Origin of the sequence: Serinicoccus hydrothermalis (assembly GCF_001685415.1) — a bacterium.
Taxonomy (GTDB): domain Bacteria; phylum Actinomycetota; class Actinomycetes; order Actinomycetales; family Dermatophilaceae; genus Ornithinicoccus; species Ornithinicoccus hydrothermalis.
Map to the genome: position 1 here is coordinate 584,939 of NZ_CP014989.1, position 21,688 is coordinate 606,626.

Annotated in this window: 23 protein-coding genes; 11 read left to right on the forward strand and 12 right to left on the reverse strand. The window is 73.5% G+C overall.

Features of this window, described 5'->3' with window-relative positions:
* Positions 1–2: 2 nt before the first annotated feature.
* Genes SGUI_RS02740 through wecB form a run of 3 tightly spaced genes read left to right on the forward strand, consistent with a single transcriptional unit; the run spans position 3 to position 1,929 of the window.
* Positions 3–440: a nucleotidyltransferase family protein gene (locus SGUI_RS02740; RefSeq protein ID WP_066635930.1), complete on the forward strand. Its 438-nt coding sequence runs from the start codon at positions 3–5 to the stop codon at positions 438–440.
* Complete coding sequence (gene hepT / locus SGUI_RS02745; protein WP_066635933.1) at positions 437–865, forward strand: type VII toxin-antitoxin system HepT family RNase toxin; 429 nt, start codon at positions 437–439, stop codon at positions 863–865. The genes SGUI_RS02740 and hepT overlap by 4 nt, the downstream gene beginning before the upstream one ends.
* Positions 862–1,929 (forward strand): non-hydrolyzing UDP-N-acetylglucosamine 2-epimerase, encoded by a 1,068-nt coding sequence (gene wecB, locus SGUI_RS02750; protein ID WP_066635935.1) that lies wholly within the window; start codon positions 862–864, stop codon positions 1,927–1,929. The genes hepT and wecB overlap by 4 nt, the downstream gene beginning before the upstream one ends.
* A gap of 9 nt (positions 1,930–1,938) precedes the next feature.
* On the opposite strand, the gene SGUI_RS02755 is transcribed toward wecB, so the two are convergent.
* From SGUI_RS02755 to SGUI_RS02765, 3 genes are read right to left on the reverse strand one after another with little or no spacing between them, the layout of a single operon-like run.
* Complete coding sequence (locus SGUI_RS02755) at positions 1,939–3,093, reverse strand: glycosyltransferase family protein (RefSeq protein ID WP_237141434.1); 1,155 nt, start codon at positions 3,091–3,093, stop codon at positions 1,939–1,941.
* Complete coding sequence (locus SGUI_RS16955) at positions 3,077–5,458, reverse strand: glycosyltransferase (protein ID WP_083190447.1); 2,382 nt, start codon at positions 5,456–5,458, stop codon at positions 3,077–3,079. Before SGUI_RS16955 ends, SGUI_RS02755 begins: the two co-directional genes overlap by 17 nt.
* Entirely contained in the window at positions 5,455–7,230 is a 1,776-nt protein-coding gene (locus SGUI_RS02765; protein WP_066635937.1) for an ABC transporter ATP-binding protein, read from the reverse strand. The genes SGUI_RS16955 and SGUI_RS02765 overlap by 4 nt, the downstream gene beginning before the upstream one ends.
* Positions 7,231–7,270: 40 nt before the next feature.
* Between SGUI_RS02765 and SGUI_RS02770 the strand changes: the two genes are divergently transcribed.
* On the forward strand, positions 7,271–8,488 hold the full coding sequence (locus SGUI_RS02770; RefSeq protein ID WP_066635938.1) for a hypothetical protein: 1,218 nt from the start codon (positions 7,271–7,273) through the stop codon (positions 8,486–8,488).
* Between the two features lie 73 nt (positions 8,489–8,561).
* Here SGUI_RS02770 and SGUI_RS02775 read toward each other — a convergent pair whose 3' ends face one another.
* Genes SGUI_RS02775 through SGUI_RS02795 form a run of 5 tightly spaced genes read right to left on the reverse strand, consistent with a single transcriptional unit; the run spans position 8,562 to position 13,033 of the window.
* On the reverse strand, positions 8,562–9,065 hold the full coding sequence (locus SGUI_RS02775; RefSeq protein WP_066635943.1) for a DnaJ family domain-containing protein: 504 nt from the start codon (positions 9,063–9,065) through the stop codon (positions 8,562–8,564).
* A 30-nt stretch (positions 9,066–9,095) separates the two neighbouring features.
* The gene (locus SGUI_RS02780) at positions 9,096–10,292 is read right to left on the reverse strand and encodes a glycosyltransferase family 4 protein (protein WP_066635945.1); all 1,197 of its coding nucleotides are present in this window, start codon (positions 10,290–10,292) and stop codon (positions 9,096–9,098) included.
* Positions 10,289–11,287: a Gfo/Idh/MocA family protein gene (locus SGUI_RS02785; RefSeq protein WP_157621700.1), complete on the reverse strand. Its 999-nt coding sequence runs from the start codon at positions 11,285–11,287 to the stop codon at positions 10,289–10,291. Before SGUI_RS02785 ends, SGUI_RS02780 begins: the two co-directional genes overlap by 4 nt.
* Before the next feature lie 10 nt (positions 11,288–11,297).
* On the reverse strand, positions 11,298–12,422 hold the full coding sequence (locus tag SGUI_RS02790; RefSeq protein ID WP_066635950.1) for a DegT/DnrJ/EryC1/StrS family aminotransferase: 1,125 nt from the start codon (positions 12,420–12,422) through the stop codon (positions 11,298–11,300).
* Positions 12,419–13,033: an N-acetyltransferase gene (locus SGUI_RS02795; protein WP_066635953.1), complete on the reverse strand. Its 615-nt coding sequence runs from the start codon at positions 13,031–13,033 to the stop codon at positions 12,419–12,421. Before SGUI_RS02795 ends, SGUI_RS02790 begins: the two co-directional genes overlap by 4 nt.
* Positions 13,034–13,070: 37 nt before the next feature.
* Between SGUI_RS02795 and SGUI_RS02800 the strand changes: the two genes are divergently transcribed.
* Entirely contained in the window at positions 13,071–13,754 is a 684-nt protein-coding gene (locus SGUI_RS02800; RefSeq protein ID WP_066635956.1) for a glycosyltransferase family 2 protein, read from the forward strand.
* A gap of 15 nt (positions 13,755–13,769) precedes the next feature.
* Positions 13,770–14,147: a DUF2304 domain-containing protein gene (locus tag SGUI_RS02805; protein ID WP_157621701.1), complete on the forward strand. Its 378-nt coding sequence runs from the start codon at positions 13,770–13,772 to the stop codon at positions 14,145–14,147.
* Here SGUI_RS02805 and SGUI_RS02810 read toward each other — a convergent pair.
* Genes SGUI_RS02810 through SGUI_RS02825 form a run of 4 tightly spaced genes read right to left on the reverse strand, consistent with a single transcriptional unit; the run spans position 14,135 to position 15,944 of the window.
* Positions 14,135–14,917: an inositol monophosphatase family protein gene (locus SGUI_RS02810; RefSeq protein ID WP_237141435.1), complete on the reverse strand. Its 783-nt coding sequence runs from the start codon at positions 14,915–14,917 to the stop codon at positions 14,135–14,137. The genes SGUI_RS02805 and SGUI_RS02810 overlap by 13 nt on opposite strands.
* A 19-nt stretch (positions 14,918–14,936) precedes the next feature.
* Positions 14,937–15,317: a type II toxin-antitoxin system VapC family toxin gene (locus SGUI_RS02815; RefSeq protein ID WP_066635963.1), complete on the reverse strand. Its 381-nt coding sequence runs from the start codon at positions 15,315–15,317 to the stop codon at positions 14,937–14,939.
* A gap of 23 nt (positions 15,318–15,340) precedes the next feature.
* Positions 15,341–15,574, reverse strand: a complete 234-nt coding sequence (locus SGUI_RS02820; protein ID WP_066635965.1) for an antitoxin VapB family protein — start codon at positions 15,572–15,574, stop codon at positions 15,341–15,343.
* 22 nt (positions 15,575–15,596) lie between these two features.
* On the reverse strand, positions 15,597–15,944 hold the full coding sequence (locus SGUI_RS02825; protein ID WP_066635967.1) for a universal stress protein: 348 nt from the start codon (positions 15,942–15,944) through the stop codon (positions 15,597–15,599).
* A gap of 79 nt (positions 15,945–16,023) precedes the next feature.
* Between SGUI_RS02825 and SGUI_RS02830 the strand changes: the two genes are divergently transcribed.
* From SGUI_RS02830 to SGUI_RS02850, 5 genes are read left to right on the forward strand one after another with little or no spacing between them, the layout of a single operon-like run.
* Complete coding sequence (locus tag SGUI_RS02830) at positions 16,024–17,034, forward strand: Bug family tripartite tricarboxylate transporter substrate binding protein (RefSeq protein WP_237141436.1); 1,011 nt, start codon at positions 16,024–16,026, stop codon at positions 17,032–17,034.
* Positions 17,031–17,540: a tripartite tricarboxylate transporter TctB family protein gene (locus SGUI_RS02835; protein ID WP_066635983.1), complete on the forward strand. Its 510-nt coding sequence runs from the start codon at positions 17,031–17,033 to the stop codon at positions 17,538–17,540. Before SGUI_RS02830 ends, SGUI_RS02835 begins: the two co-directional genes overlap by 4 nt.
* A gap of 1 nt (position 17,541) precedes the next feature.
* A complete protein-coding gene (locus tag SGUI_RS02840) occupies positions 17,542–19,047 on the forward strand; it encodes a tripartite tricarboxylate transporter permease (protein WP_066635986.1) in 1,506 nt (501 codons plus the stop codon).
* Between the two features lie 46 nt (positions 19,048–19,093).
* Entirely contained in the window at positions 19,094–20,731 is a 1,638-nt protein-coding gene (locus SGUI_RS02845; RefSeq protein ID WP_066635989.1) for a Na+/H+ antiporter NhaC family protein, read from the forward strand.
* Positions 20,732–20,789: 58 nt separating this feature from the next.
* Entirely contained in the window at positions 20,790–21,650 is an 861-nt protein-coding gene (locus SGUI_RS02850; protein WP_066635992.1) for a serine protein kinase RIO, read from the forward strand.
* The last annotated feature ends 38 nt before the right edge of the window (positions 21,651–21,688 follow it).

Below are 21,688 nucleotides of genomic sequence, written 5' to 3' on the forward strand. Positions count from 1 at the left end.
ACATGTCGATGACGCACACGCGCGACGGAGCGGCGGCCCTCGCGCGCCTCCGTCGGGCGCTGGCCGACGGCTCCCTCGCCGACCTCGCCGAGAGGCACGGGCTCGCCCTCATGGTGCTGTTCGGCAGCGCCGCGGACCCCCGTGAGACATCGCCCGGTGACCTGGATCTCGCGGTGGCGTGGAAGAGCGGGACCGGGACCGGCGATGTCGTCGGCGTGACGAGCGACCTGCTCGCTCTCCTGGGCGACGGGGTCGACGTCCTCGATCTGGACCGCGGCAGCCCGGTCGTCCGCCAACGGGCCCTCACCTGCGGAGAGGTGCTCCTGGAGCGCGAAGCGGGCGCCTTCGCGACCCGTCAGATGATGGCCATCCGGGACCACGTCGACACGGCGCACCTGCGTCGCCGGCAGCTCGAGCTCCTCACGGAGCCGCGCCCATGACTCCCTGTGATCTCGACGCCGACGTCGTCCTCGCGCGGCTCGCGCACCTGGACGAGCTGATGCGCATCCTCACCGACATGGGTCGTCCCACGCTGGCGGGGGACCCGGTGGCCCGGCTGGCCACCGAGCGAATCCTGAGCCAGTCGGTCGAGATCGTGGTGGACATCTGCAGCCACGTCATGGCCACGCAGTCCGGCCGGGCTCCGGCGACCTATCGGGAGGCGGTCGAGGGAGCGGCCTCCGTCGGTGTCATCCCGCCGGAGACCGCGGCCGACCTCGGCCGTGCCGTCGGGATGCGCAACATCCTGGTCCACGAGTACCTCGCGGTCGACGTCACTCTCGTCGAACGGGCGGCGGCCGATGCGCCGGAGCTGCTGGGTGACTTCGGCCGCACCGTCGCAGGGTGGCTGGAGGCTCGCAGGTGAAGGTCCTGTCCGTCGTCGGCGCCCGCCCGCAGTTCGTCAAGCTCGCACCGATCGCTGCCGAGTGCGCGGCCCGCGGGGTGGAGCACGTCATCGTGCACACCGGTCAGCACTACGACCCGATGCTCTCCGACGTCTTCTTCGCCGACCTCGGCATCCCCGACCCGGACGTCCACCTCGGGGTCGGCTCCGGGGGTCACGGCGCCCAGACCGGCGCGATCCTCGCCGCCATGGACGACGTCCTGGCCGAGCACGCCCCCGACTGGGTGCTCGTCTACGGCGACACCAACTCCACCCTCGCCGGCGCGCTGTCCGCAGTGAAGCTGCACCTGCCGGTCGCGCACCTGGAGGCCGGGCTGCGCTCGTTCAACCGGCGTATGCCCGAGGAGCACAACCGCGTCCTCACCGACCACGCCGCCGACCTGCTGCTGGCGCCGACCGCGGTCGCGGCCGCCCACCTGGCCGACGAAGGGCTCGCCGGGCGCACCGTCGTCGTGGGCGACGTCATGATCGACGTGCTGCACCGGGTCCGGGACGAGCTGGTCAATATCGAGGCGGTCCTGGACGACCTCGGTATGCCCGCGGGCGGCTTCTCCGTCGCGACGATCCACCGGGCGGAGAACACCGACGACCCGCAGCGCCTGGCCGCGATCGTCACCGCGCTGCAGCAGGTCGACCACCCGGTCGTCCTGCTCGCCCACCCGCGGCTGCGCGCCCGGGCCACCGAGCAGGGGCTGGACCTCGACGGCGGTGCGCTGCGCACCCGCGACCCCCTGGCATACCCGCAGCTGGTGGGCGCGGTCAGCCGGGCGCGCGGGGTCATCACCGACTCCGGCGGGCTGCAGAAGGAGGCCTTCGCGCTGCGGGCGCCGTGCACCACGGTGCGCACCGAGACCGAGTGGGTGGAGACGGTCGAGCTGGGGTGGAACGTCCTCGTCGAGCCCGGTCCGGCGCTGCGCGAGGCGGCGTCCCGTCCCGCGCCCGGGCCCACGGACGCGGCGCCCTACGGCGACGGCCACGCGGCCGCGGCGGTGCTGGACGCCCTGGCCGACGCCGCGAGGCGCTAGGGCACCGAGTCAGCCGTTGACCCGCGCCGCGAGCGTGTCGACCGCCCGCTCCCAGCCGCGCACCTGCTGCTCGGCGGACAGCTCGTGGGCGGCCTCGTCGGCGGCGGCCTTGAAGCCCGCCACCTGCTCCGCGTCGAGCGAGTCCAGGGTCGCGGCCAGTGCCTGGGCGGTGAAGTCCGCGCTCACGAGCCCCAGACCGTGCCGCCTCACGAGGGCCGACATCTCCGGGCTCGGCCCGACGACGAGCGCGAGCCGCCCCTGGACGAAGTCGAAGATCTTGTTGGGCAGCGCCCACAGGTGGTTGAAGGACACCGGCGGGAGCACGTAGACCCCGACGTCGTGCGCGTTGAGCGTCGCCGGCAGCTCGTGCGGCGCGACCGGGGGGTGTATCTGCACCGAGGCCGACCCGGCATACCGCTCCCGCAGCTGCTCGAGGTAGGCCGGGTCGTTCGGCATGAGGTAGAGGTCGAGGGTCATCGGCCGGGTGACGAGCTCCATCGCCTCGAGGATGACGTCGAGGCGGTGCCGCTGGGCGTTGCCGGAGTGCACCAGGCGCAGCGGTGCACCCCCCTCGACCGGACGTGGGTCGAGGTCGACGAACTGCGGGGCGTTGACCACGACCCCGGCGCGCAGCCCGAAGCGCAGCCGGTACTCCCGCGCGATGCCCTCCCCCACCGTCGTCACCGAGTCGGCGAGCGGCCCGTAGCGCCGCACCAGCCAGCGGTAGTAGGGCGCGACGAAGGTGCGCCAGCGCCGCGACTCCTCGTTCTGCCGGGGGTGGTACTCGTGCAGGTCGGCGTGCACGCCGCCGGTCGGCGCGAGGTCGAGGGCGAGCGGCAGGGTGTCGATGTCGTCGGCGAGGACGACGACGAAGCGCCGCTGCCCCGCGAGCAGCTCGGCCGCCTCCAGCGTCACCGGCGCGCTGCGGTATGCCGCCTCGAACCGGCGCAGCACGAGCAGCCGGCGGTCCTTGTGCCAGTGGACGACCTCGTCGGGCAGGCGCAGGTGCTCCACGACGCCGTCGGGGGCCTCGCCGTAGCCGAGCGTGGTCACGGCGTAGCGCGAGGAGAACAGCCGGATCTGCCGCAGCACGCGAGCGTCCGACCGCAGCGTGCTCCAGGCCATGATGAGCAGCCGGGGCCGCGGGTCAGCCGGCACGGCCACCCCGCGCACCGTCGGCGACGGCCTGGACCGCGCGCACCCAGGCCGGGGACTGGCGCTCGTCGGAGAGCTCCCGGGCGGCCCGCGCCGCGGCCTGCTTCCACCCCGCCACGCGGTCTGCCTGGACCTGCGCGACAGCCGCGGTGACGGCGGCCACGTCGAAACCGTCCGCCACGACGCCCACCCCGTGCTCCCTCACGAGGCGCGCCATCTCGGGGCTGGGGCCGACGAGGAGCCCTAGCCGCGCCTGGACGTAGTCGAAAACCTTGTTGGGCAGCGCGTGCGTGTTGTTGAAGGACAGCGGGGGCAGCACGTGGATGCCGACGTCGTGCGCGTTGAGCACGCCGATGAGGTCGGCGTAGGGGACGGCGTCGTGCACCCTCACCACGCCACCGCTCTCCCGCGCGGCCCGGCGCAGCTCCTCGAGGTGGCCCGGGTCGTTGGAGGTGAGGTAGAGGTCGAGGGTCACCGGGGACCCCGCCGCCGCGGCGGCGACGACGGCCTCGGTCATGACCGGCAGGTGCCGGTTGCGCAGGCACGCGCCGGAGTGGACCAGCCGCACGGGTGCGTGGACCGGGGTCGGGGTGAGGGCGGCATACGGGCTTGCGTTGGTGACCACGCCGACCTCGACCCCGCAGCGCGCGGTGTACTCCGCCGCGATCCGCCCGCTCACCGTGGTGACCGAGGCGCACCGCGGCAGGAAGGTCCGGCACAGCCACTCCTGGTAGGGCGAGATGCGCCGCATCCAGGCCTCGTCCTCCTCGTGCAGCAGCGGGAAGAACTCGTGCAGGTCCGCGTGCACCCCCGCCCGCGGCGCGAGCCACAGCGCCAGCGGAACAGCGTCGAGGTCGTTGGCGAGCACGACGTCCGCCGCGCCGCGCGGCAGGTGCCGCAGCGCCCAGCGGACGCCGGCCTGCGCGGTGTAGGCGGCGCGGTAGCTGCGCAGCGTGATGAGCCGGCCGTCCAGGGCGTTCTGCCGGTCGGCCGGCACCTCGACGTGCCCGACCACCCCGTCCGGCGCCGGCCCGTAGCCGCAGGTCACGACGTCGAACTCCCGCGACAGGTGGCGGACCTGCTTGAGCACCCGGGCGTCCCGCGCAATCGGGCTGAAGGACAGCACGAGCACGCGCGGGCGCTGCGCGTCGTGGAGGGTATGCCGCCCGCCCACCGCGGTGCGCACCTTGCCGACCACGTCGCTCACCGCGGCCTCGGCGTGGGCGCGCACGGTGGCCTCGGGGGCGAGGTTGGCACGGGGGTCGGGGGTGAGCAGGATGTCCCAGCGCGAGGCCTCGCCTCGGGCCGCCGAGGCGGCGGCGAGCGCGTCGGTGTCGGGGGCGACGAGCACCGCGTCGAGCAGGGCCCGGTCGGCGCGGTGCAGGGCGCGCTCCGCTCCCGGGGCCATGGTGAGCAACCCGCGGGTCAGGTCGCGGACGAAGGCGGCCTCGCCGGGCGACCAGTCCAGCGGCGCCGGACGCCGTCGCACGGCAGCCAGCACGTGGATCCGCAGCGTCTTGACCGCGATCGCCTCCCGCGCCGGCTCGGGCAGCGCCCGCACCCAGCGCAGGTCGAGCAGCCGGGCGTGCGCGGCCAGCTCGTCGGCGACCGGGCGGGTGGTCGAGGTCGTCCTGCTCTCGCCGCGGGTCCCGATGACGTAGGCCGGGGCCTCGCGGGCCAGGTCGACCCGCTCCCCGGAGGCGGCGAGCCGCAGCGAGAGCTCGACGTCCTCCCCGGTCTGCAGCCCGGTCGTGAGCGGGCCGTCGCCCTCGAGCAGCCCCAGCCCGTCCAGCGCCTCGCGCCGCAGCAGGCCGAGCGGTGCGGTGCGGTAGGCCAGCCGGTCGGCCACGAGGTCGAGGTCCCGGCTGCGCCCGGGCCGGGTCCGGGGGGTCGGCACCGCCTCGCCGTCCTCGGTCTCGACGCGCGCCATGAGCCACGCCGACCCCAGCTCGTCAGCCAGCCGCACCCATGCGGGGAGCGCACCGTCGGCATACCGGTCGTCCGAGCCGATGATGCTGACGTAGCGCCCGTCGGCGGCCAGGATGCCCGCGTTGAACGGGCCCGCCGGACTGCGCAGCCCGTCGCGCACGGTCAGGTAGCGCACGTGCGCCGCGAGCTCGGAGGCGTCCTCGCCACGACCGGCGAGACCGTCCTCCATGCGACGGCGCACCTCCCGCTCGTCGACCTCGTGGCAGGCGACGGTCACCCGGATGCGCGGCCCCCCGGCGACGACGCCGCGCAGGTCGGCGCCGCGCAGCGCGGAGTGCACCACCTGCCAGACCGGGCGGGCGACGTCGTGGACCGCCACGACGACGTCGACGTCGACAGCGGGCAGCACCGGCCCGGCGACCCCCTCGGCAGCACCCGTGCTCATGCCAGCCCCGACAGCCGCGCCTGGGTCGCGAACTCCGGGTGGGCGGCGACGACCTGCTCGAAGTCGCCGCGGGCGACGATCGTGCCGTCCTTCATGAAGCACACCTGGTCGCTGTGCCGCACCGTGGAGAGGCGGTGCGCGACGGCGATGACGGTGACCTGGCCGTGCAGGTCGCGGATCGCGGTGGCGACGGCGTCCTCGGTCGCGGTGTCGAGCGCGGAGGTCGCCTCGTCGAGCACGAGCACGAGCGGGTCGGCATACAGGGCGCGGGCGATGCCGAGGCGCTGCCGCTGCCCGCCGGACAGGGCCAGTCCGCGCTCGGCGACGCGCACGCGCAGCCCCCCGCGCTCGGTCACCACGTCCATCAGCTGGGCCCGTTCCAGGGCCTGGGTGACCGCGGCCTCGTCGATGTCCTCGCCCCAGGTGAGGGCGACGTTCTGGGCGATGGTCCCGTCGAAGAGGTTGACCTCCTGCGGCACGTAGCCCACCCGCGACCGCCAGGCGCCGAGCACCTCCGGCAGCGGCCGCTCATCGACCCGGATCTCCCCGGCCGACGGGGTGAGCAGGCCGAGCAGGAGGTCGACGAGGGTGGACTTGCCCGCCCCGGAGGCGCCGACCAGGGCCACCGAGGAGCCGAGCGGGATGTCCAGGTCGAGGTCGTGCACCGCGGGCTCGGGGGCACCGGGGTAGAAGAAGGCGACGTCGCGCAGCGCGAGCAGGCGCGGCTCGTCCGGCAACGGCTCGGTGCCGAGCTGCTCGGCCGCCGCGACATAGCCCTGCGCGTCCTGGATGTCGGTGATGACCGCCTCCGCGTGCGGGAGCGTCGAGGCCGTCTGGGTGATGATCGACTGGAAGCGGTTGACGCTGGGGATCATCCGCATCCCCGCGACCGCGAAGAGCGCGACCGCCTCGAAGGCCTGGTCCGCCCCGCCGAGGAGGTATGCCGCTCCCCCCACCACCGCGAAGCCCAGCACGAGCCCGGTGTCGGTGACGAACTTGGGGACGGTGTTGAGGAACATGAGGTGCGAGCGCGCCCGCGTCGCGTGCACCCGGTTGGCGTGCACCTCGGCGGCGACCTCGCTCGCCTTGCCGCGCAGCGTGACCTCCTTGAGCGCGCCCATCATCTCGGTCATGAGCCCGGCCACCTTGAACGAGTAGTCGCGGCCGACGCGCCCGGCGACGACCGCGCGCGGGGAGATGACGACGTACATGAGGACCGCGAGGCCGCCGAGGTAGGCGAAGGTGACCAGCGCGGTGAGTGGCTGGGCGACGAGCAGCACCACGAGCACGGCGCCGAAGGTCGCCAGCTCGGCGGGCAGCGAGGCGGCGGGCAGCAGCAGCCCGGTCGTCGTGTTGGCGATGCCGACGTCGGCGAGCCGCACCAGCTGGGAGGTGTTGCGGCGCAGCCGCTCGGTCCACGGGGCGCGGATGTAGGCGCCGAAGAGCCTGTCGCCGATGACGAGGTCGTAGGCCGCGAGCCGCTTCGCGACCGCCCACTGCAGGGCCATGGTTGCCAGCCCCTTGACGACGACGAGGGCGCAGATGCCGCCCAGCAGCCAGGCATACCGCTCCGGCGGCACCGCCCCGAGCAGCGGCAGCTGCACCGGGTTGCCCTGGATCATCGGGGCCAGGGTGAGCGCCAGCAGCGAGAGCGCGAGGATGTCGACGACGGCGAGCACGCTGGAGGCCGCGGCGAAGCCGAGGAGGAACCAGCGCGTGCTCGGCGGCAGCAGCGGCAGCAGGCGACGCAGGGCCCGCAGCAACCGGATCATGCGGGCCGCCTGGTCATGGGCCCCATCGTAGGCTGCGGGCGTGGCCCTACCCGTCAACCGACTGCGGCGGCTCGCCTGGCGCGGGCTCGCCGCGCTGCCCGCGCCGGTGCGCGACCTGGCCGCCCTGCCGGTGCGGCGGCGGGCGGACGCGGAGCTGCGGGCGCTGGCCCCCATGCCCGCGGCGGCGCGGCGGCTCTACGTCGGGCCGTGGAACACCGCCGGCCAGGGGTATGCCTGGGCGCACGCCGCGCAGGAGCACCTCACCGGCGTGGCGGCCCAGAACCTCGCCGCCGCCCGCTCCCTCGCGCAGCCGGGCTTCCGCTTCCCGGCCGACCACGAGCTGTCGGTGCTCGCGCAGCGCGGGCACGTCCGCTCGATCCACGGCGAGCGGGTGCTGCGGGAGGCCACGCACGTGCTCTTCGAGTCCGGCCGGCCGGTGCTGGGCGACCTGCACGCCCGGTCGATGCTCGACGACGTGGCGGCCCTCGACGCGGCCGGCGTCCGGCACGCGGTGGTCTACCACGGCAGCGAGATCCGTGACCTGCGCCAGCACGCCGCGGCCTACCCGCACAGCCCGTTCGGCGGCGAGTGGGACGACTACCTGCGGACCCTGCAGGAGGTGGTCGGGCGCAACGCGCGCGACCTCGCGGCCTACCCCGGGACGGTCCTCGTCTCCACCCCAGACCTGCTCGACGTGCTCCCCGGGGCGACCTGGCTGCCGCTCGTGGTCGACGTCGACAGGTTCGCCGCGGCGCCCGGGCGACGGGCGCTCGGGCGCGAACGCCCGGTGGTGCTGCACGCCCCGTCCAACCCGCGGCTCAAGGGCACCGAGGTGGTCGAGCGGGTGCTGGAGGGTCTGCAGTCGGCCGGGCTGGTGGAGTACCGCCGGCTCGCCGGGGTCCCGCACGAGCAGATGGCCGCCTTCGTCGCCGACGCCGACGTCGTGGTCGACCAGGTCGTGCTCGGCAACCCGGGCGTGCTGCTCGCCGAGACCCTCGCCGCCGGCCGGCTCGCCGTGGCGCACCTGGCGGCCGGGGTGCGGGAGCGCATGGCCCGCGCCGACCGTGACCTGGGCGGCGACGGGGTGGTGCCGGTGGTCGAGGCCGACGCCGGGACGCTGGAGCAGGCGCTGCGCGACGTCCTCGCCGACCGCGACGGGCATACCACTCTCGCCTCGCGAGGCCCCGCCTGGGCGGGGCGCCACCACGACGGCCGCCGCGCCGCCGCCGTGCTCGATCAGGTGCTCCTCTCCCCCTGATCCCCCACCGAGCGTCCGGTCTGGCGCCGCCCATCCCCCACCGAGCGTCCAGAGTGGCGGCCTGACCCTGCTGTCAGCCCCCGCCTCGCGCCTCCCGCCACGCCTGCACCATCTCCTCTGCGTCGAGGCGCCCCACCACCGGCGGCGACGTCGGACCGGCGGACGGGCGCCGGCGGTCGGCGAGCACCCGCTCGTTGAAGTCCGCCACCACCGTGCGCACCGACTCCTCGTCGGGCAGCGGGAAGAGCGACTGCGGATAGGTCGCCTTCTCCCGGCGCAGCTGCATCACGCCCGGCAGCGCCCCGGAGAGGTCGAGCTGCTCGCGGGCGATGAGGCTCTTGACCCACCAGTCCGGGTCGCTACGGGTGTCGACGTCGCGCAGCGGCTTTCCCGCTCCGGGCAGGTTGTCGAAGGCACCCCGTCGCTGCGCCGCCTCGATGCTCTGGTCCACCCAGCTCTGCACCGCCCGGGCCGTCGTGGCCGCCGGCGGTCGGCGCCCCTTGACTCCCTGGTCGGCCAGCTGGTCCTCGGCCTTGGGCGCACCCGGCCGCTCCCCCGCTCTGCCGAAACGTGCCATGACCGGTCCTCCTCATCGCCGGCCCCCAGTCTACGGGCGGGCCCGCAGCACCACCCGGGCCGCCGCCTCCCCGGTCGCGGCCAGGCTCCGGTGCTCGTGCACCCACCGGACGCGGCGTCCCGCCTCGGCGGGGTCGGGACCGGCCCGCAGCGCCTCGGTCATCGCTGCCGCCACGGGCTGCACGTCGTACTCGACGGCGGCGCCCAGCCGGTGCTCGCGCACGTCCTGCGCGGCGGGGCCGGGACCGGCGAAGACGACGGGGGTCCCGCAGGCCAGCGCCGCGACGACCTTCGTCGGGTAGGCGAAGTCGTAGCCGACCCCGGGCCGGACGCTCACCAGCGCCGCTGCGGCCCCGCGCAACCAGGCCGCCGCCTCCTCCGGCGGCACCAGCGGACGCAGCTCGACCGCTCCCCCGGGCAGGTCCGCGGCGATCCGCTCCAGCGCGCGCCAGGACGACCCCTGACCGAGGAAGACCAGCCGCGCCCCGGGCGCCTCCCGCACGACCTCGCGCATCGCCTCGGCGAAGACCTCGGCACCCTGCCACTCCGAGGCGGTCCCGGCATACACGAGGTATGCCGTGCCCGGCGCCTCCGGGTGCACGTCACCGTCCGGGGTGAAGACCGCGGTGTCGACCCCGTTGGGCACGACGCTCACCGGGGCGTCCGGACCGGCCAGGGCCCGGACACGGTCGGCGACCCCGTCGCTCACCGCGACGACGTCGCGCGCCCCGCGCAGCGCGAAGGCCTCCACCGCCCGCATGAGCCGGACCACGGGCTGTGGTGCCCCCATCGAGGCCGTGGCGTCGGACCAGACGTCGGCGGCGTAGTAGACGTAGGGGGTGCGGCGCCGCGGGGAGAGGAGCGAGCGGAGCCCGAGCGCCACCCGGGTCACGGCCCCGGTCGTGGGCGGCGGCTCGACGACGGCGACGTCGGCCCGCGGACCGATGAGCAGCCGCAGCGCGAGCGGGAGGTCGAAGGACAGGTAGGGCAGGTAGCCGCGGACATAGCCGGTCCGGTCACGCAGCACCGGCCACCGGGAGACGGTGACCTCGCCGGTCGGCCCGCTCCCCCGGCCGCGCAGCGCCGGGGGCGGCGTCGTCGTGAGCACCCGGACCCGGGCCCGGTCACCCAGGGAGCGGACGAGGGCCCGCAGCCGGAAGGTCGCGGCCGCCGCCTCCGGGGCATAGATCCGCGTGGCGAGCACCACGAGCGGCGGACGGTCGGTCACAGGGTCTGGGTGCTGCCGGCGGCGGCGGAGGCGAGCACCGCCTCGACGACCTCGAGGGTGTGCACGCCCTCGGCCATCGACACGACGTCCGCCTCGCGGCCGCGGAGGGCGTCGCGGAAGTTCTCCTGCTCGACGCGCAGCGGCTCGCGGCGGGCGATGGCATACCGGATCGAGTCGCCCTCGGAGACCCCGCGGAAGGTGGCGGCGCGCTCCCACTCCGAGCGGACGTCGCCGTTCGCGACGAAGGTGAGGTCGCCGTGGAGCGTGTCCGCGACGAAGGCGCCCTTCTCCCCCGTCGCGACGGTCTCGCGCACCTTGCGCGGGCTGAGCCAGTTGACCGTGTGGGACACGATGATGCCGTTCTCCAGCCGCCCCGTGGCGAGCACCATGTCCTCGTGCTCCCGGCCCGAGCGGTGCGTGACCTGGGCGGCCACGGTGGCGTAGGGCGACCGGGCGATCCACGCGGTGAGGTCGATGTCGTGCGTCGCGAGGTCCTTGACCACCCCCACGTCGGCGATCCGCGCGGGGAAGGGCCCCTGCCGCGAGGTCGTGATCTGGTAGACCTCCCCGAGCTCGCCGTCGGCGATGCGCCGGCGCATCTCCAGCAGCGCCGGGTTGCAGCGCTCGACGTAGCCGACGCAGCCCAGCAGCCCAGCCTGCGTGAAGGCCTGCTCCACGCGCCGGCCGGACTCCACGGTCGCGGCGATCGGCTTCTCCACCATGGTGTGCACGCCGGCTTCGGCGAGCGCGAGCGCGACCTCCTCGTGCAGGTAGGTCGGCACCGCCACCATGGCCGCGTCGATGCCCTCGGCGATGAGCCCCTCGACGTCGCCGAGGACGGGCAGCCCGCCCGCCACGCCGTGCTTGTCGCCGTAGGGGTCGGCCACCGCGACCAGCTCCATCCCCTCGACCTCGCGGATGACGCGGGCGTGGTGGCGGCCCATCGACCCCAGCCCGATGAGGCCCATCCGGACCGTCTTTCCCTCCTCGATCATCGCGCCTCCCCTACGCACCGGCACCGACGACGGCCTGCACCGCGGTCGCGACCCGCTCCAGGTCACCGGGGGTGAGCGAGGGGTGCACCGGCAGGCTGATGACCTCGGCGGCCGCCCGGGCGGTCTCCGGCAGCTCGCCGGCGGGTGCGAAGCGCGCGAGCGAGACCAGCTCGTGGTTGGGCGTGGGGTAGTAGACGCCGCAGCCGACCCGGTGCTCCTCGCGCAGCGCGGTGACGACCTCGTCCCGCTGCTCGCCCGTCGCACCGTCGATGCGCACGGTGTACTGGTGGTAGACGTGCGTGCACCCCTCCCGCACGGTCGGGACGACGACCCCGTCCACCTGCCCCAGGTGCTCGTCGAGCCAGCGGGCGTTGTCCTGCCGCGCCTCGGTCCAGGCACCGACCTTGGTCAGCTGGACCCGGCCGATGGCGGCGTGGATGTCGGTCATCCGGTTGTTGAGCCCGATCACCTCGTTGGCGTACTGCTTCTCCATCCCCTGGTTGCGCAGCAGCCGCACCCCCCGGGCGATCTCCTCGTCGGCGCAGGCGACCATCCCGCCCTCCCCGGAGGTCATGTTCTTCGTCGGGTAGAGGCTGAACATCGCGAACGAGCCGAACCTCCCCACCGGCTTGCCGTGGTAGGTCGCGCCGTGCGCCTGCGCGGCGTCCTCGAACAGCTGGATGCCGTGCTCGGCGGTCACCGCCCGCAGCGCGTCCATGTCCGCGGGGTGTCCGTAGAGGTGGACCGGCATGACCGCCGCGGTCCGGTCGGTGAGCGCGGCGCGCACGGACTCCGGGTCGAGGTTGAAGGTGTCCGGGCTGATGTCGGCGAAGACCGGGGTCGCGCCGGTGAGCGCCACCGCGTTGGCGGTCGCCGCGAAGGTGAAGCTCGGCACGACGACCTCGTCGCCGGCGCCGATCCCGCAGGCGAGCAGCCCCAGGTGCAGGCCCGACGTGCCGGAGTTGACCGCGACGCAGGCGCGCCCGCCGACCAGCTGCGCGCCGAACTCGCCCTCGAAGGCCGCGACCTCGGGCCCCTGCGCCACCATCCCCGAGCGCAGCACCCGGTCGACGGCGGCGCGCTCGTCCTCCCCGATGAGCGGCTTGGCCGCCGGGATCATGGGCTGCTCGGTCATGCGGTCTCCTCATCGGTCTCGGCTCGGCGCAGGGCACCGTCGCTCTCGAGGTATGCCGTCCCCGTCTGCGGGCAGCGCCACTCACCGGGCGTGCCGCTCGGCTCGAGCGGTCGGCCGGCGTGCCCGACCCAGCCGATCTGCCGGGCCGGCACCCCGATGACGAGCGCGTGCGCGGGGACGTCCTTGGCCACGACTGCGCCGGCGGCGACGGTCGCCCAGGGGCCGATCTCGACCGGGGCGATGCAGACCGCCCGGGCCCCGATCGAGGCCCCGTCGCCCACGGTGACGCCCACGGCGTCCCAGTCGCTCGCGTCCTTGAGCGAGCCGTCCGGGTTCACCGCGCGGGGGAAGGTGTCGTTGGTGAGCACCGCCGCCGGGCCGACGAAGACGCCGTGCCCGAGCTTGGCGGGCTCGTAGACGAGCGCGTAGTTCTGCAGCTTGCAGTGGTCCCCCAGGTGCACCCCGGTGCCGACGTAGGCCCCGCGCCCCACCACGCATCCCGCACCGAGGACCGCGTCCTCGCGCACCTGCGCCAGGTGCCAGATCGAGCTGCCGTCGCCGATGCTCGCGCTGTCCGCGACATCGGCGCTGTCGACGATGCGTGTCGTCACGGGACTCCCGGGGGTGCTGGTGGGGGACAATGCAGGCATGACTCTATCGCCCGTGCAGGAGGACACCTGGCTGGTGATCCCCCTGTTCGACGAGGCGCAGGTCATCGAGGAGGTGCTGCGCGAGGCCCGCGCGTTCTTCCCCCACGTCGTCTGCGTGGACGACGCCTCCCACGACGCCTCCGCCGAGCGCGCCCGCGCGGCCGGGGCGCTCGTCGTGCAGCACCCGTTCAACCTCGGCCAGGGGGCCGCGCTGCAGACGGGGATGCGCTACGTCCTGGACGCGACGGACGCGGCATACCTCGTCACCTTCGACGCCGACGGGCAGCACCGTCCGGCGGACGCGGCGGAGATGGTGCAGCGCGCCCGGGAGGAGGACCTCGCGATCGTCTTCGGCTCGCGCTTCCTCGACGACCGGACCCACCCGGGCCGGCTGAAGAAGGTGGTGCTCAAGGTCGCCGTCTGGCTCACCAACCAGCAGACGGGGATGCGCCTCACCGACGCGCACAACGGGCTGCGGGTCATCCGCCGCGACGCGGCGCAGCGGCTGGACCTGCGGCAGAACCGCATGGCGCACGCCACCGAGATCGTCCTGCAGCTGGGTCGCACCCGGCTGCCCTGGGCCGAGCACCCGGTGCACGTGCTCTACACCGACTACAGCCGGGGCAAGGGCCAGTCGCTCATGAACTCGGTCAACATCCTCGTCGACACCATCCTGAAGTGACAGAGAGGCGCTGACGTGCTCGACCAACCCGTCATCAAGCTGGTGCTGCTCGTCAGCGTCGTCGTCGTGACCGCGATGCTCACCCGCTCCACCGCGGGGGTGCGACACCAGGCCGTGCGACGGCTGCTGCTCGTGGGCTTCGTCGTGCTGGCGGCGATGGCGATCCTCTTCCCCCGACTGCTCACCCAGATGGCCCAGCTGCTGGGCGTCGGGCGTGGGGCGGACCTGCTCCTCTACGGCCTGACCGTCGTCTTCCTCGGGTATGTCGCGGCCTCCTACCGCCGCATGCGCCAGCTGGAGCAGCAGGTCACGACGCTGGCGCGCGAGCTCGCGCTGCGCGCCGCCGTGCACGACACGACCGAGCACGACCCGCCGGGGGCTCAGGAACCCTGAACCAACCGGTCCAGGACCGCCTGGCCGGACGTGGCCAGGATGCCCTCGGGGTCGCTGCGCGGCGTGTATGCCTCCCCCTGCGTCGTCGCGACGACGCCGCCGACCTCGTGGACCAGCAGGGCACCCGGCACGTGGTCCCACGGACGGGTCCCGCGGTAGACCAGCGCGTCGCAGGCGCCCTCGGCGAGGTGGGGATAGTCGATGCCGCAGCTCACCCAGGTCAGCGACATGGGCGGGGTGCCGGCGAGCGACTCGCCCACCTGGCGACGGGAGGAGGTGCGCACCCGCCAGCGCGCGGGGTCGGCGTCGGGGCGCAGGACGGGCAGGCGCTCGCCGTTGCGGGTCGCCCCCGCGCCGCGCTCGGCGACGTAGGCCAGACGGTGCTGCGGCTGCCAGATCCAGGAGCGCACCGTCTGCCCGCCCCGTGTCTCGGCGACCATGACCGCGTGGTCCGGAGAGCCGTGCACGAAGTTGCGGGTGCCGTCGACCGGGTCGACGGTGAAGGCGTGCTCGGCGCTGCGGAATGCCTCCATGATGCCCGGGTCGTCGGCGAAGGCCTCCTCCCCGAGGACGGCGGCGTCCGGGTAGGCGGCCCGCAGCTCCCGGGTGATGAGGACCTCGGCCTCCCGGTCGGCCACCGTCACCAGGTCGCCCGGGTGGCTCTTGGAGCCGATCTCGTCCTCGTCCAGGTCACGGAAGCGAGGGGTGATGACCTCCTCGGCGACCTCCTGGAGCAGGGTCAGGACGGCATCCGTCGTCAGCGCGGCCACAGCACCACTGTGTCACGCCTCACCGGTACGTGAGCACGCGCAGGGCAGGGATCTTCGCGAAGTGCGAGGGGTTGGCCGTGAGCAGGGGTGCCTGCGCGTTGAGCGCGGTGCACCCGATGAGAAGATCCATCACCGCGACCGGGGTGCCGAGGCTCGCCAGGCCTGCGTGCACCGTGGCGTAGGTCCCGGCCAGCCGGGCGTCAGGGAGGACCATCGGCAGATCGCCGCAGGCACGCTCGACCCGTGCGCGCTCGCGCGCCGGGTCCGCGTGCCGCTCGGCCCCCACGAGCATCTCGGCCATCACGAAGACGCTGAGGGCCAGCGCCTCGTCGTCGTGGTCGGCCAGCCACGCGCGCGCCGGCCCCTCCTGGTCGCGGCGGCTCTCGCGCAGAGCGTCCACCAGGAACGACGTATCGAGATGGATCACCACGTAGGTTCGCGGACCGCGTCCAGCCGACGCTCGCCGACGACGTCCGCCACGGCGTCCAGCGTCTCGTCGGAGACGTCAGAGGCGTCGAGGGCCGCCCGCAGGTCCCGCGCTGTGGATCCGGCGGCGGGCAGGTATTTCTTGATGACCTGCGAGAAGGACGTCCCGTCCTTGAGACGACTCAGCCTCTCGTACGCCTCGAGGTCGATGGTGATCGTCTTGACAGCCATGCACTTACCATACACGGACCGCTCAGCGGGGGGCTTTCACGGCGAGCACCGGGGCCCCCGCCTCGAGCAGGATCTGCTGGGCCGAGGAGCCGAGGATGAGCTTGCCGATCGCGGTGCGGTGCTTGACCCCGATGACGATGAGCGAGGCGTCCTCCTCCGCCGCGATGTCGAGGAAGTCGCCGACGACGTCGCGGTCCCGCTCGTCGGGCTCGCGCACCCTCACCTCCACCCCCTCGGCGTCCACCTGGGGCCGGCCCTCCTGCATCGGCACGACCACCAGCCCCAGCGACCTCCGGCGCGCCTCGGCCACCGCCGTCTCCTGGGCGGCCTGTCCCTCCGGCGTGGTCGTCCATGCGAGCACCACGGTCATCGCGGCTCTCCGTCCTGTTGCTTGTCAGTTGACGTTGCGTCAGTGATAGTAGTCGCAGGCTGACCAGCGAAGGAGCAGGATGAGCGGGGAGCAGGCACGCAGCGGACGAGCACGGTGGCCGATGGTGGTGTATGCCGTCGTCGCCGTCCTCGTCGTCGGGTGGGCGTTCGCCCTCTCGGCGCAGTCCGCGCAGGACGGTGACTCCGACCTCCGCTCGAGCCTCACCCTCATCGCGCCGGCCAGCCCGGGCGGCGGGTGGGACACCTTCACCCGCGAGCAGCAGGCCGCGATGCGCGCCGACGGGATCGTCAACAACGTCACGGTGCTCAACATCGCCGGGGCGGGCGGCACGATCGGGCTCGGCAAGTTCTCCACCCTGGACGGCCAGGCGAGCAACCTGCTCACGACCGGCACCGTCATGACCGGTGCCATCGCGCTCAACGACTCCCCCGTCGCGATGACCGACGTCCGGCCCCTGGCCCGCATCAGCGAGGAGTACGACATCATCGTCGTCCCCGCGGACTCCCCCTACGAGACCATCGACGACCTCGTCGCCGACTGGGAGCAGGACCCGGGCGCGTTCCCCTTCACCGGGGGCTCGGCCGGCGGCCTGGACCACCTCATCGTCGCCGACCTGGCGATCCAGGCGGGCATCGACCCCACCCAGATCACCTACCTCCCGCAGTCCGGTGGGGGCGAGGCCATCCAGGTGCTCTCCTCGGGCGACGCCCGGGCGGCGGTGTCGGGCTACAACGAGTTCGCCGACCAGATCGAGGCCGGCCGGATGCGCGGCCTGGCCGTCGTCTCCCCGGAGCGGCAGGAGGGGATCGACCTGCCGACCCTCATCGAGCAGGGCTACGACGTCTCCATGACCAACTGGCGCGGCTTCCTGGCCCCGGCCGGGATCACCGACGAGGAGTTCGCCGAGCTCGAGGCCATCGTCACCGAGACGGCGCAGAGTCCGGAGTGGCAGGAGGCGATGGAGCGCAACCGGTGGACCGACGTCTTCCTCACCGGGCCCGACCTCGTCGACTTCATCGAGGAGGACACGCGCCAGAACGAGGCGCTGATCGAGGAGCTGGGGCTGTGAGCGACACCGGCTTCTGGCACGGCCGCTCCGGACTCGTCGTCCCCGGGCTGCTGGCCGCGTGGACGACCTACCTGCTCGTGGGCGTGCTCACCATGGAGGTGCCCGAGGGCACCGACTTCCCCGGGCCTCGCTTCTTCCCCAACATCCTCATCGTGGCGGGCTACCTGCTCTCGGCACTCCTCGTGCTGCACTACCTGCGCCACCCGGAGCCGGTGGACGCCGAGGACCCCGAGCAGCCCGACGCGCCGCGGTGGCGCACCTTCACCGACTGGCAGGCGGTCGCCTGGTGCGTGGGCGGCTTCCTCGTCTTCGCGCTGACGATCGAGCTGCTGGGCTGGATCATCGCCGCCGCCGTGCTCTTCTGGTGCGTGGCCCGCGGCATCGGCTCCACCCGGCCGCTCTTCGACGCCTCGCTCTCCCTGGTCGTCTCGGCGGCGGTCTACCTCGCCTTCGCCCAGGGACTGGGGCTCAACCTGCCGGCCGGCTTCCTCGTGGGAGGGATGTAAAATGGAGTCGTTGTCGCTGCTCATGGAGGGCTTCTCCGGGGCCCTCCACCCGATCAACCTGCTCTGGGTGGTGCTGGGCTGCCTGCTCGGCACCGCCGTGGGCGTCATGCCCGGCCTCGGCAGCTCCATGGCCGTCGCCCTCCTGCTCCCCATGACCTTCGCCCTGGAGCCGACCGCCGCCTTCATCATGTTCGCCGGCGTCTACTTCGGCGGCCTCTTCGGCGACTCGACGATGGCCATCCTCATGAACACCCCCGGTCAGGCCTCGGCCATCGCCTCGACCTTCGAGGGGCACCGGATGGCCAAGGACGGGCGCGCGCCCCAGGCCCTGGCCACCGCCGCGCTCGGGGCCTTCATCGGTGGGTTCTGCGCCGCCGTCGTGGTGGTCTTCCTCGCCCCGTCCCTCGCCGACGTGGCCGCGAGCTTCGGTGCGGCGGAGTACTTCGCGCTCGCGCTCTTCGCCTTCGTGGCGACCTCCTCGATCGTCGGCGACTCGGCGGTCAAGGGGGTCGCCGCGCTCGTCGTCGGGCTGGGGATCGCGACCGTCGGCATGGACCCCACCTCGGCCACCGAGCGCGCGACCCTGGGCATACCCGAGCTCTTCGACGGGATCTCCATCGTCACGGTCACGGTCGCGGTCCTCGCGCTCGGCGAGGTCTTCCACATCGCCTCACGTGTGCGCCGCGACCCCAAGACCGTGGCGATGAAGACCGGTGGTCGGGCCTGGCTCTCGCGCAGCGAGTTCCGCGAGGCCGCGCCCGCCTGGGCCCGTGGCACGGCGATCGGCCTGCCCTTCGGCATCATCCCCGTCGGCGGCTCCGAGGTGCCGACGTTCATGGCCTACGACGTCGAGCGGCGGCTCGACCGCAAGCGCCCGAGCCCGAAGTTCGGCAAGGGCGCGATCAGGGGGCTGGCCGCCCCCGAGGCCGCGGGCAACGCGACCACGGGCACCGCGATGGGCGCGCTGCTGGCCCTCGGCCTGCCGGTCTCGGCGACCGCCGCGATCATGCTGGCGGCCTTCAACCAGTACGGCCTGCAGCCCGGCCCCCTGCTCTTCGACCGCGCTCCCGACCTGGTGTGGTCCCTGCTCGCGAGCTTCTTCGTCGCGCTCGTGGTGCTGCTCATCATCAACCTGCCCTTCGCCCAGCTGTGGTCCAAGCTTCTCCTCATCCCCGCGCCGTACCTCTACGGCGGCATCACGGTCTTCTGCGGCCTCGGGGTGTATGCCCTCTCCGCCGCGCAGTTCGACCTCTACCTGCTGCTGCTCATCGGCATCGTCGGCTTCGTCATGCGGCGCCACGACATCCCGCTGGCGCCGCTCATGATCGGCATGGTGCTCGGGCCGCTGGCCGAGAGCCGGCTGCGCGAGGCGCTGCTGTCGTCCAACGGCGACTACTCGGTCCTCGTGAGCAGCTGGATCACCTGGCTGCTCTACGGGATCCTCGCGGTCGTGCTCATCCTCACCGTGAGGTCGAAGCTGCGCGGCCGTCGCGGCGCGGACGTCTAGCTCTGGCCACGACTAGTCTGGGCACCACCGCCGCCGAGGAGGCACCATGACCGAGGACCTGCCGATCCTGACGCTGCTGCCGCCGATCATCGCGATCGGGCTGGTCATCGCGACGAAGAAGGTGCTGCTGAGCCTCGGCGCCGGTGTCCTGGCCAGCGCCCTGCTCGTCGCCAACTTCAACCCGCTGGAGACGCTGCGCCTCGTCTGGACCAACTTCTCCGTCATCTTCTGGGAGGAGGGTGCGGTCAACACCTACTACGTCTACATCCTGCTCTTCACCCTCGCCCTCGGTGTCATCGCCTCCCTCATCCTCATGTCCGGCGGCAGCCAGGCCTTCTCCGACTGGGCGATCCAGCGCATCCGCACCCGCCGCGGCGCGCAGGCGCTCGGCGCCGGGCTGGGCATCGCGATCTTCATCGACGACTACTTCAACGCCCTGGCCGTCGGCCAGGTCGCCCGCCCGGTGACCGACCGCCACCACGTCGCCCGGGCCAAGCTGGCCTACCTCATCGACTCCACGTCGGCGCCGGTCGCGGTGCTCGTGCCGTTCTCCAGCTGGGGGGCCAGCATCATCGGCATCATGGCCCCGCTCGTCGCCGCCTCGACGCTGAGCGTGAGCGACGTCGGGGCCTTCCTCGGCGCCGCGGGGATGAACTACTACGCGATCGCCGCGGTCCTGCTGGTCTGGGTCGTCGTCGTCCTCGGCCTCGACTTCGGCCCCATGCGCGGCCAGGAACGCCGCGCGATCATGGAGGGCGAGACCTACGACGACAGCGAGGAGATCCCCGGCGAGATCGCCGAGGACCTCCCGGTCCACTCCCCCGGCGCCAAGCGTGCGCTGGTCATCCCCTTCCTGCTCCTCGTCGCCGGGGTGCTCGGCGGCATCGTCTGGACCGGCTACCGCGGCGCCGTCACCGCCGAGGACCACGTCGCCGGCAGCGGGGTCGGCGTCCTCGACGTCATGGCCTCCACCGACGTCACCCAGGCGCTCATCTACGGCGCCGTGCTCGGGCTGGCGTCGGCCTTCTACTACTACGTGCGCTACACCTCCTCCAACCCCCGCTTCTCCACGAGCACGCTGGGCCGCGGGGTGTGGAGCGGGCTGCAGTCGATGCTCCCGGCCGTCTACATCCTGCTGCTCGCGTGGATGCTCGGCGGCCTCATCGGCCAGCTCGGCACCGGCGAGTACCTCGGCGGGCTGGTCGAGAGCGCCAACATGGCGCCGCAGTGGCTCGTGCCGGTGATGTTCGTCCTGGCCGGCGCGATGGCCTTCTCGACCGGCACCTCGTGGGGCTCCTTCGGCATCCTGCTCCCCATCGCCGGCGACATCATGGTCAACGTCAGCGGCGGTGACGAGCTGCTGCTCGCGGCCTTCGGCGCGGTCCTCGCCGGCGCGGTCTGGGGCGACCACTGCTCCCCCATCAGCGACACGACGATCCTGTCCAGCACCGGCGCGAGCTGCAACGTCATCACCCACGTCATGACCCAGCTCCCGTATGCCATCTCCGGCGCCGTCATCGCGCTCATCGGCTACGTCGTCTTCGCCGCCACCGGCAGCGGCTGGCTCGGCTTCGTGGCGGTGCTCGTCGGGCTGGTCGGCGTCGCCGTCCTGGGCAAGACGGTGCTGCAGCGGCTCGAGGACGAGATCCCCGAGGAGGAGCAGGCCAAGCGCTCGCTCTCCTGACCCCGACCCGGCACAAAACCCGTTGCCGTGGCGGCGATGGCCGCGCCAGAGTTCCAGGGTGCCGACCTCCCACCCCACGGGCGACCTCGACCCGTTCTTCGTCGTCGACTGGACGCCGCTGACCGCGGCGGACGACCTCACCGCCGACCAGCGTGTCACCACCTACTGGGACGTCGAGGCGGGCCACCGCGGCCCCGACCCCGTCCCGTCCTGGGTCGTGCAGGACTCCGGCGCGATCGACACCGAGCTCGGCGTGCTCAAGACCGGTAAGGAGGCCGACGTCTTCCTCGTCGAGCGCAGCGCGAGCACCCCCGGGACGGACGCGAGCTGCCTGCTCGCCGCGAAGCGCTACCGCGACGCCGACCACCGCTCCTTCCACCGCAGCGCGGTGTATGCCGAGGGCCGCGGCGTGCGCCGGTCCCGCGACCAGCGCGCGCTGGCCCGGGGCACGGCCTACGGGCGCGCCGTGGCCGCCGGCCGGTGGGCGCAGGCCGAGTGGGAGGCGATGTGCCACGCCTGGGAGGCGGGCGTCCACGTCCCCTACCCCGTCTCGCTGGAGGGCACCGAGCTGCTCATGGAGTTCGTGGGCGAGCCGAGCGGCGCCGCCGCGCCGCGGCTGGCGCAGGTCCGCGGTGACCACGGGCTCCTGGTCCATCTGTGGGAGCAGACCCGCGACGTCGTCCTCGGGCTGGCGGAGGCGGGCTGGGCGCACGGGGACCTCTCGGCCTACAACCTGCTGGTCCAGGGCGAGACGCTGGTCGTCATCGACCTGCCGCAGGTGGTGGACCTCGTGGCCAACCCCCAGGGGGCGGCGCTGCTGCACCGCGACTGCGCGAACGTGGCCAGGTGGTTCACCCAGCACGGGGTCGCCGCCGACGGCGAGGAGCTCTTCGCCGAGGCGGTCGTGCTGGGGTTCTGAGGTCCGGGCCTCCTCGGGGCGACGCGTGACGCATCCCA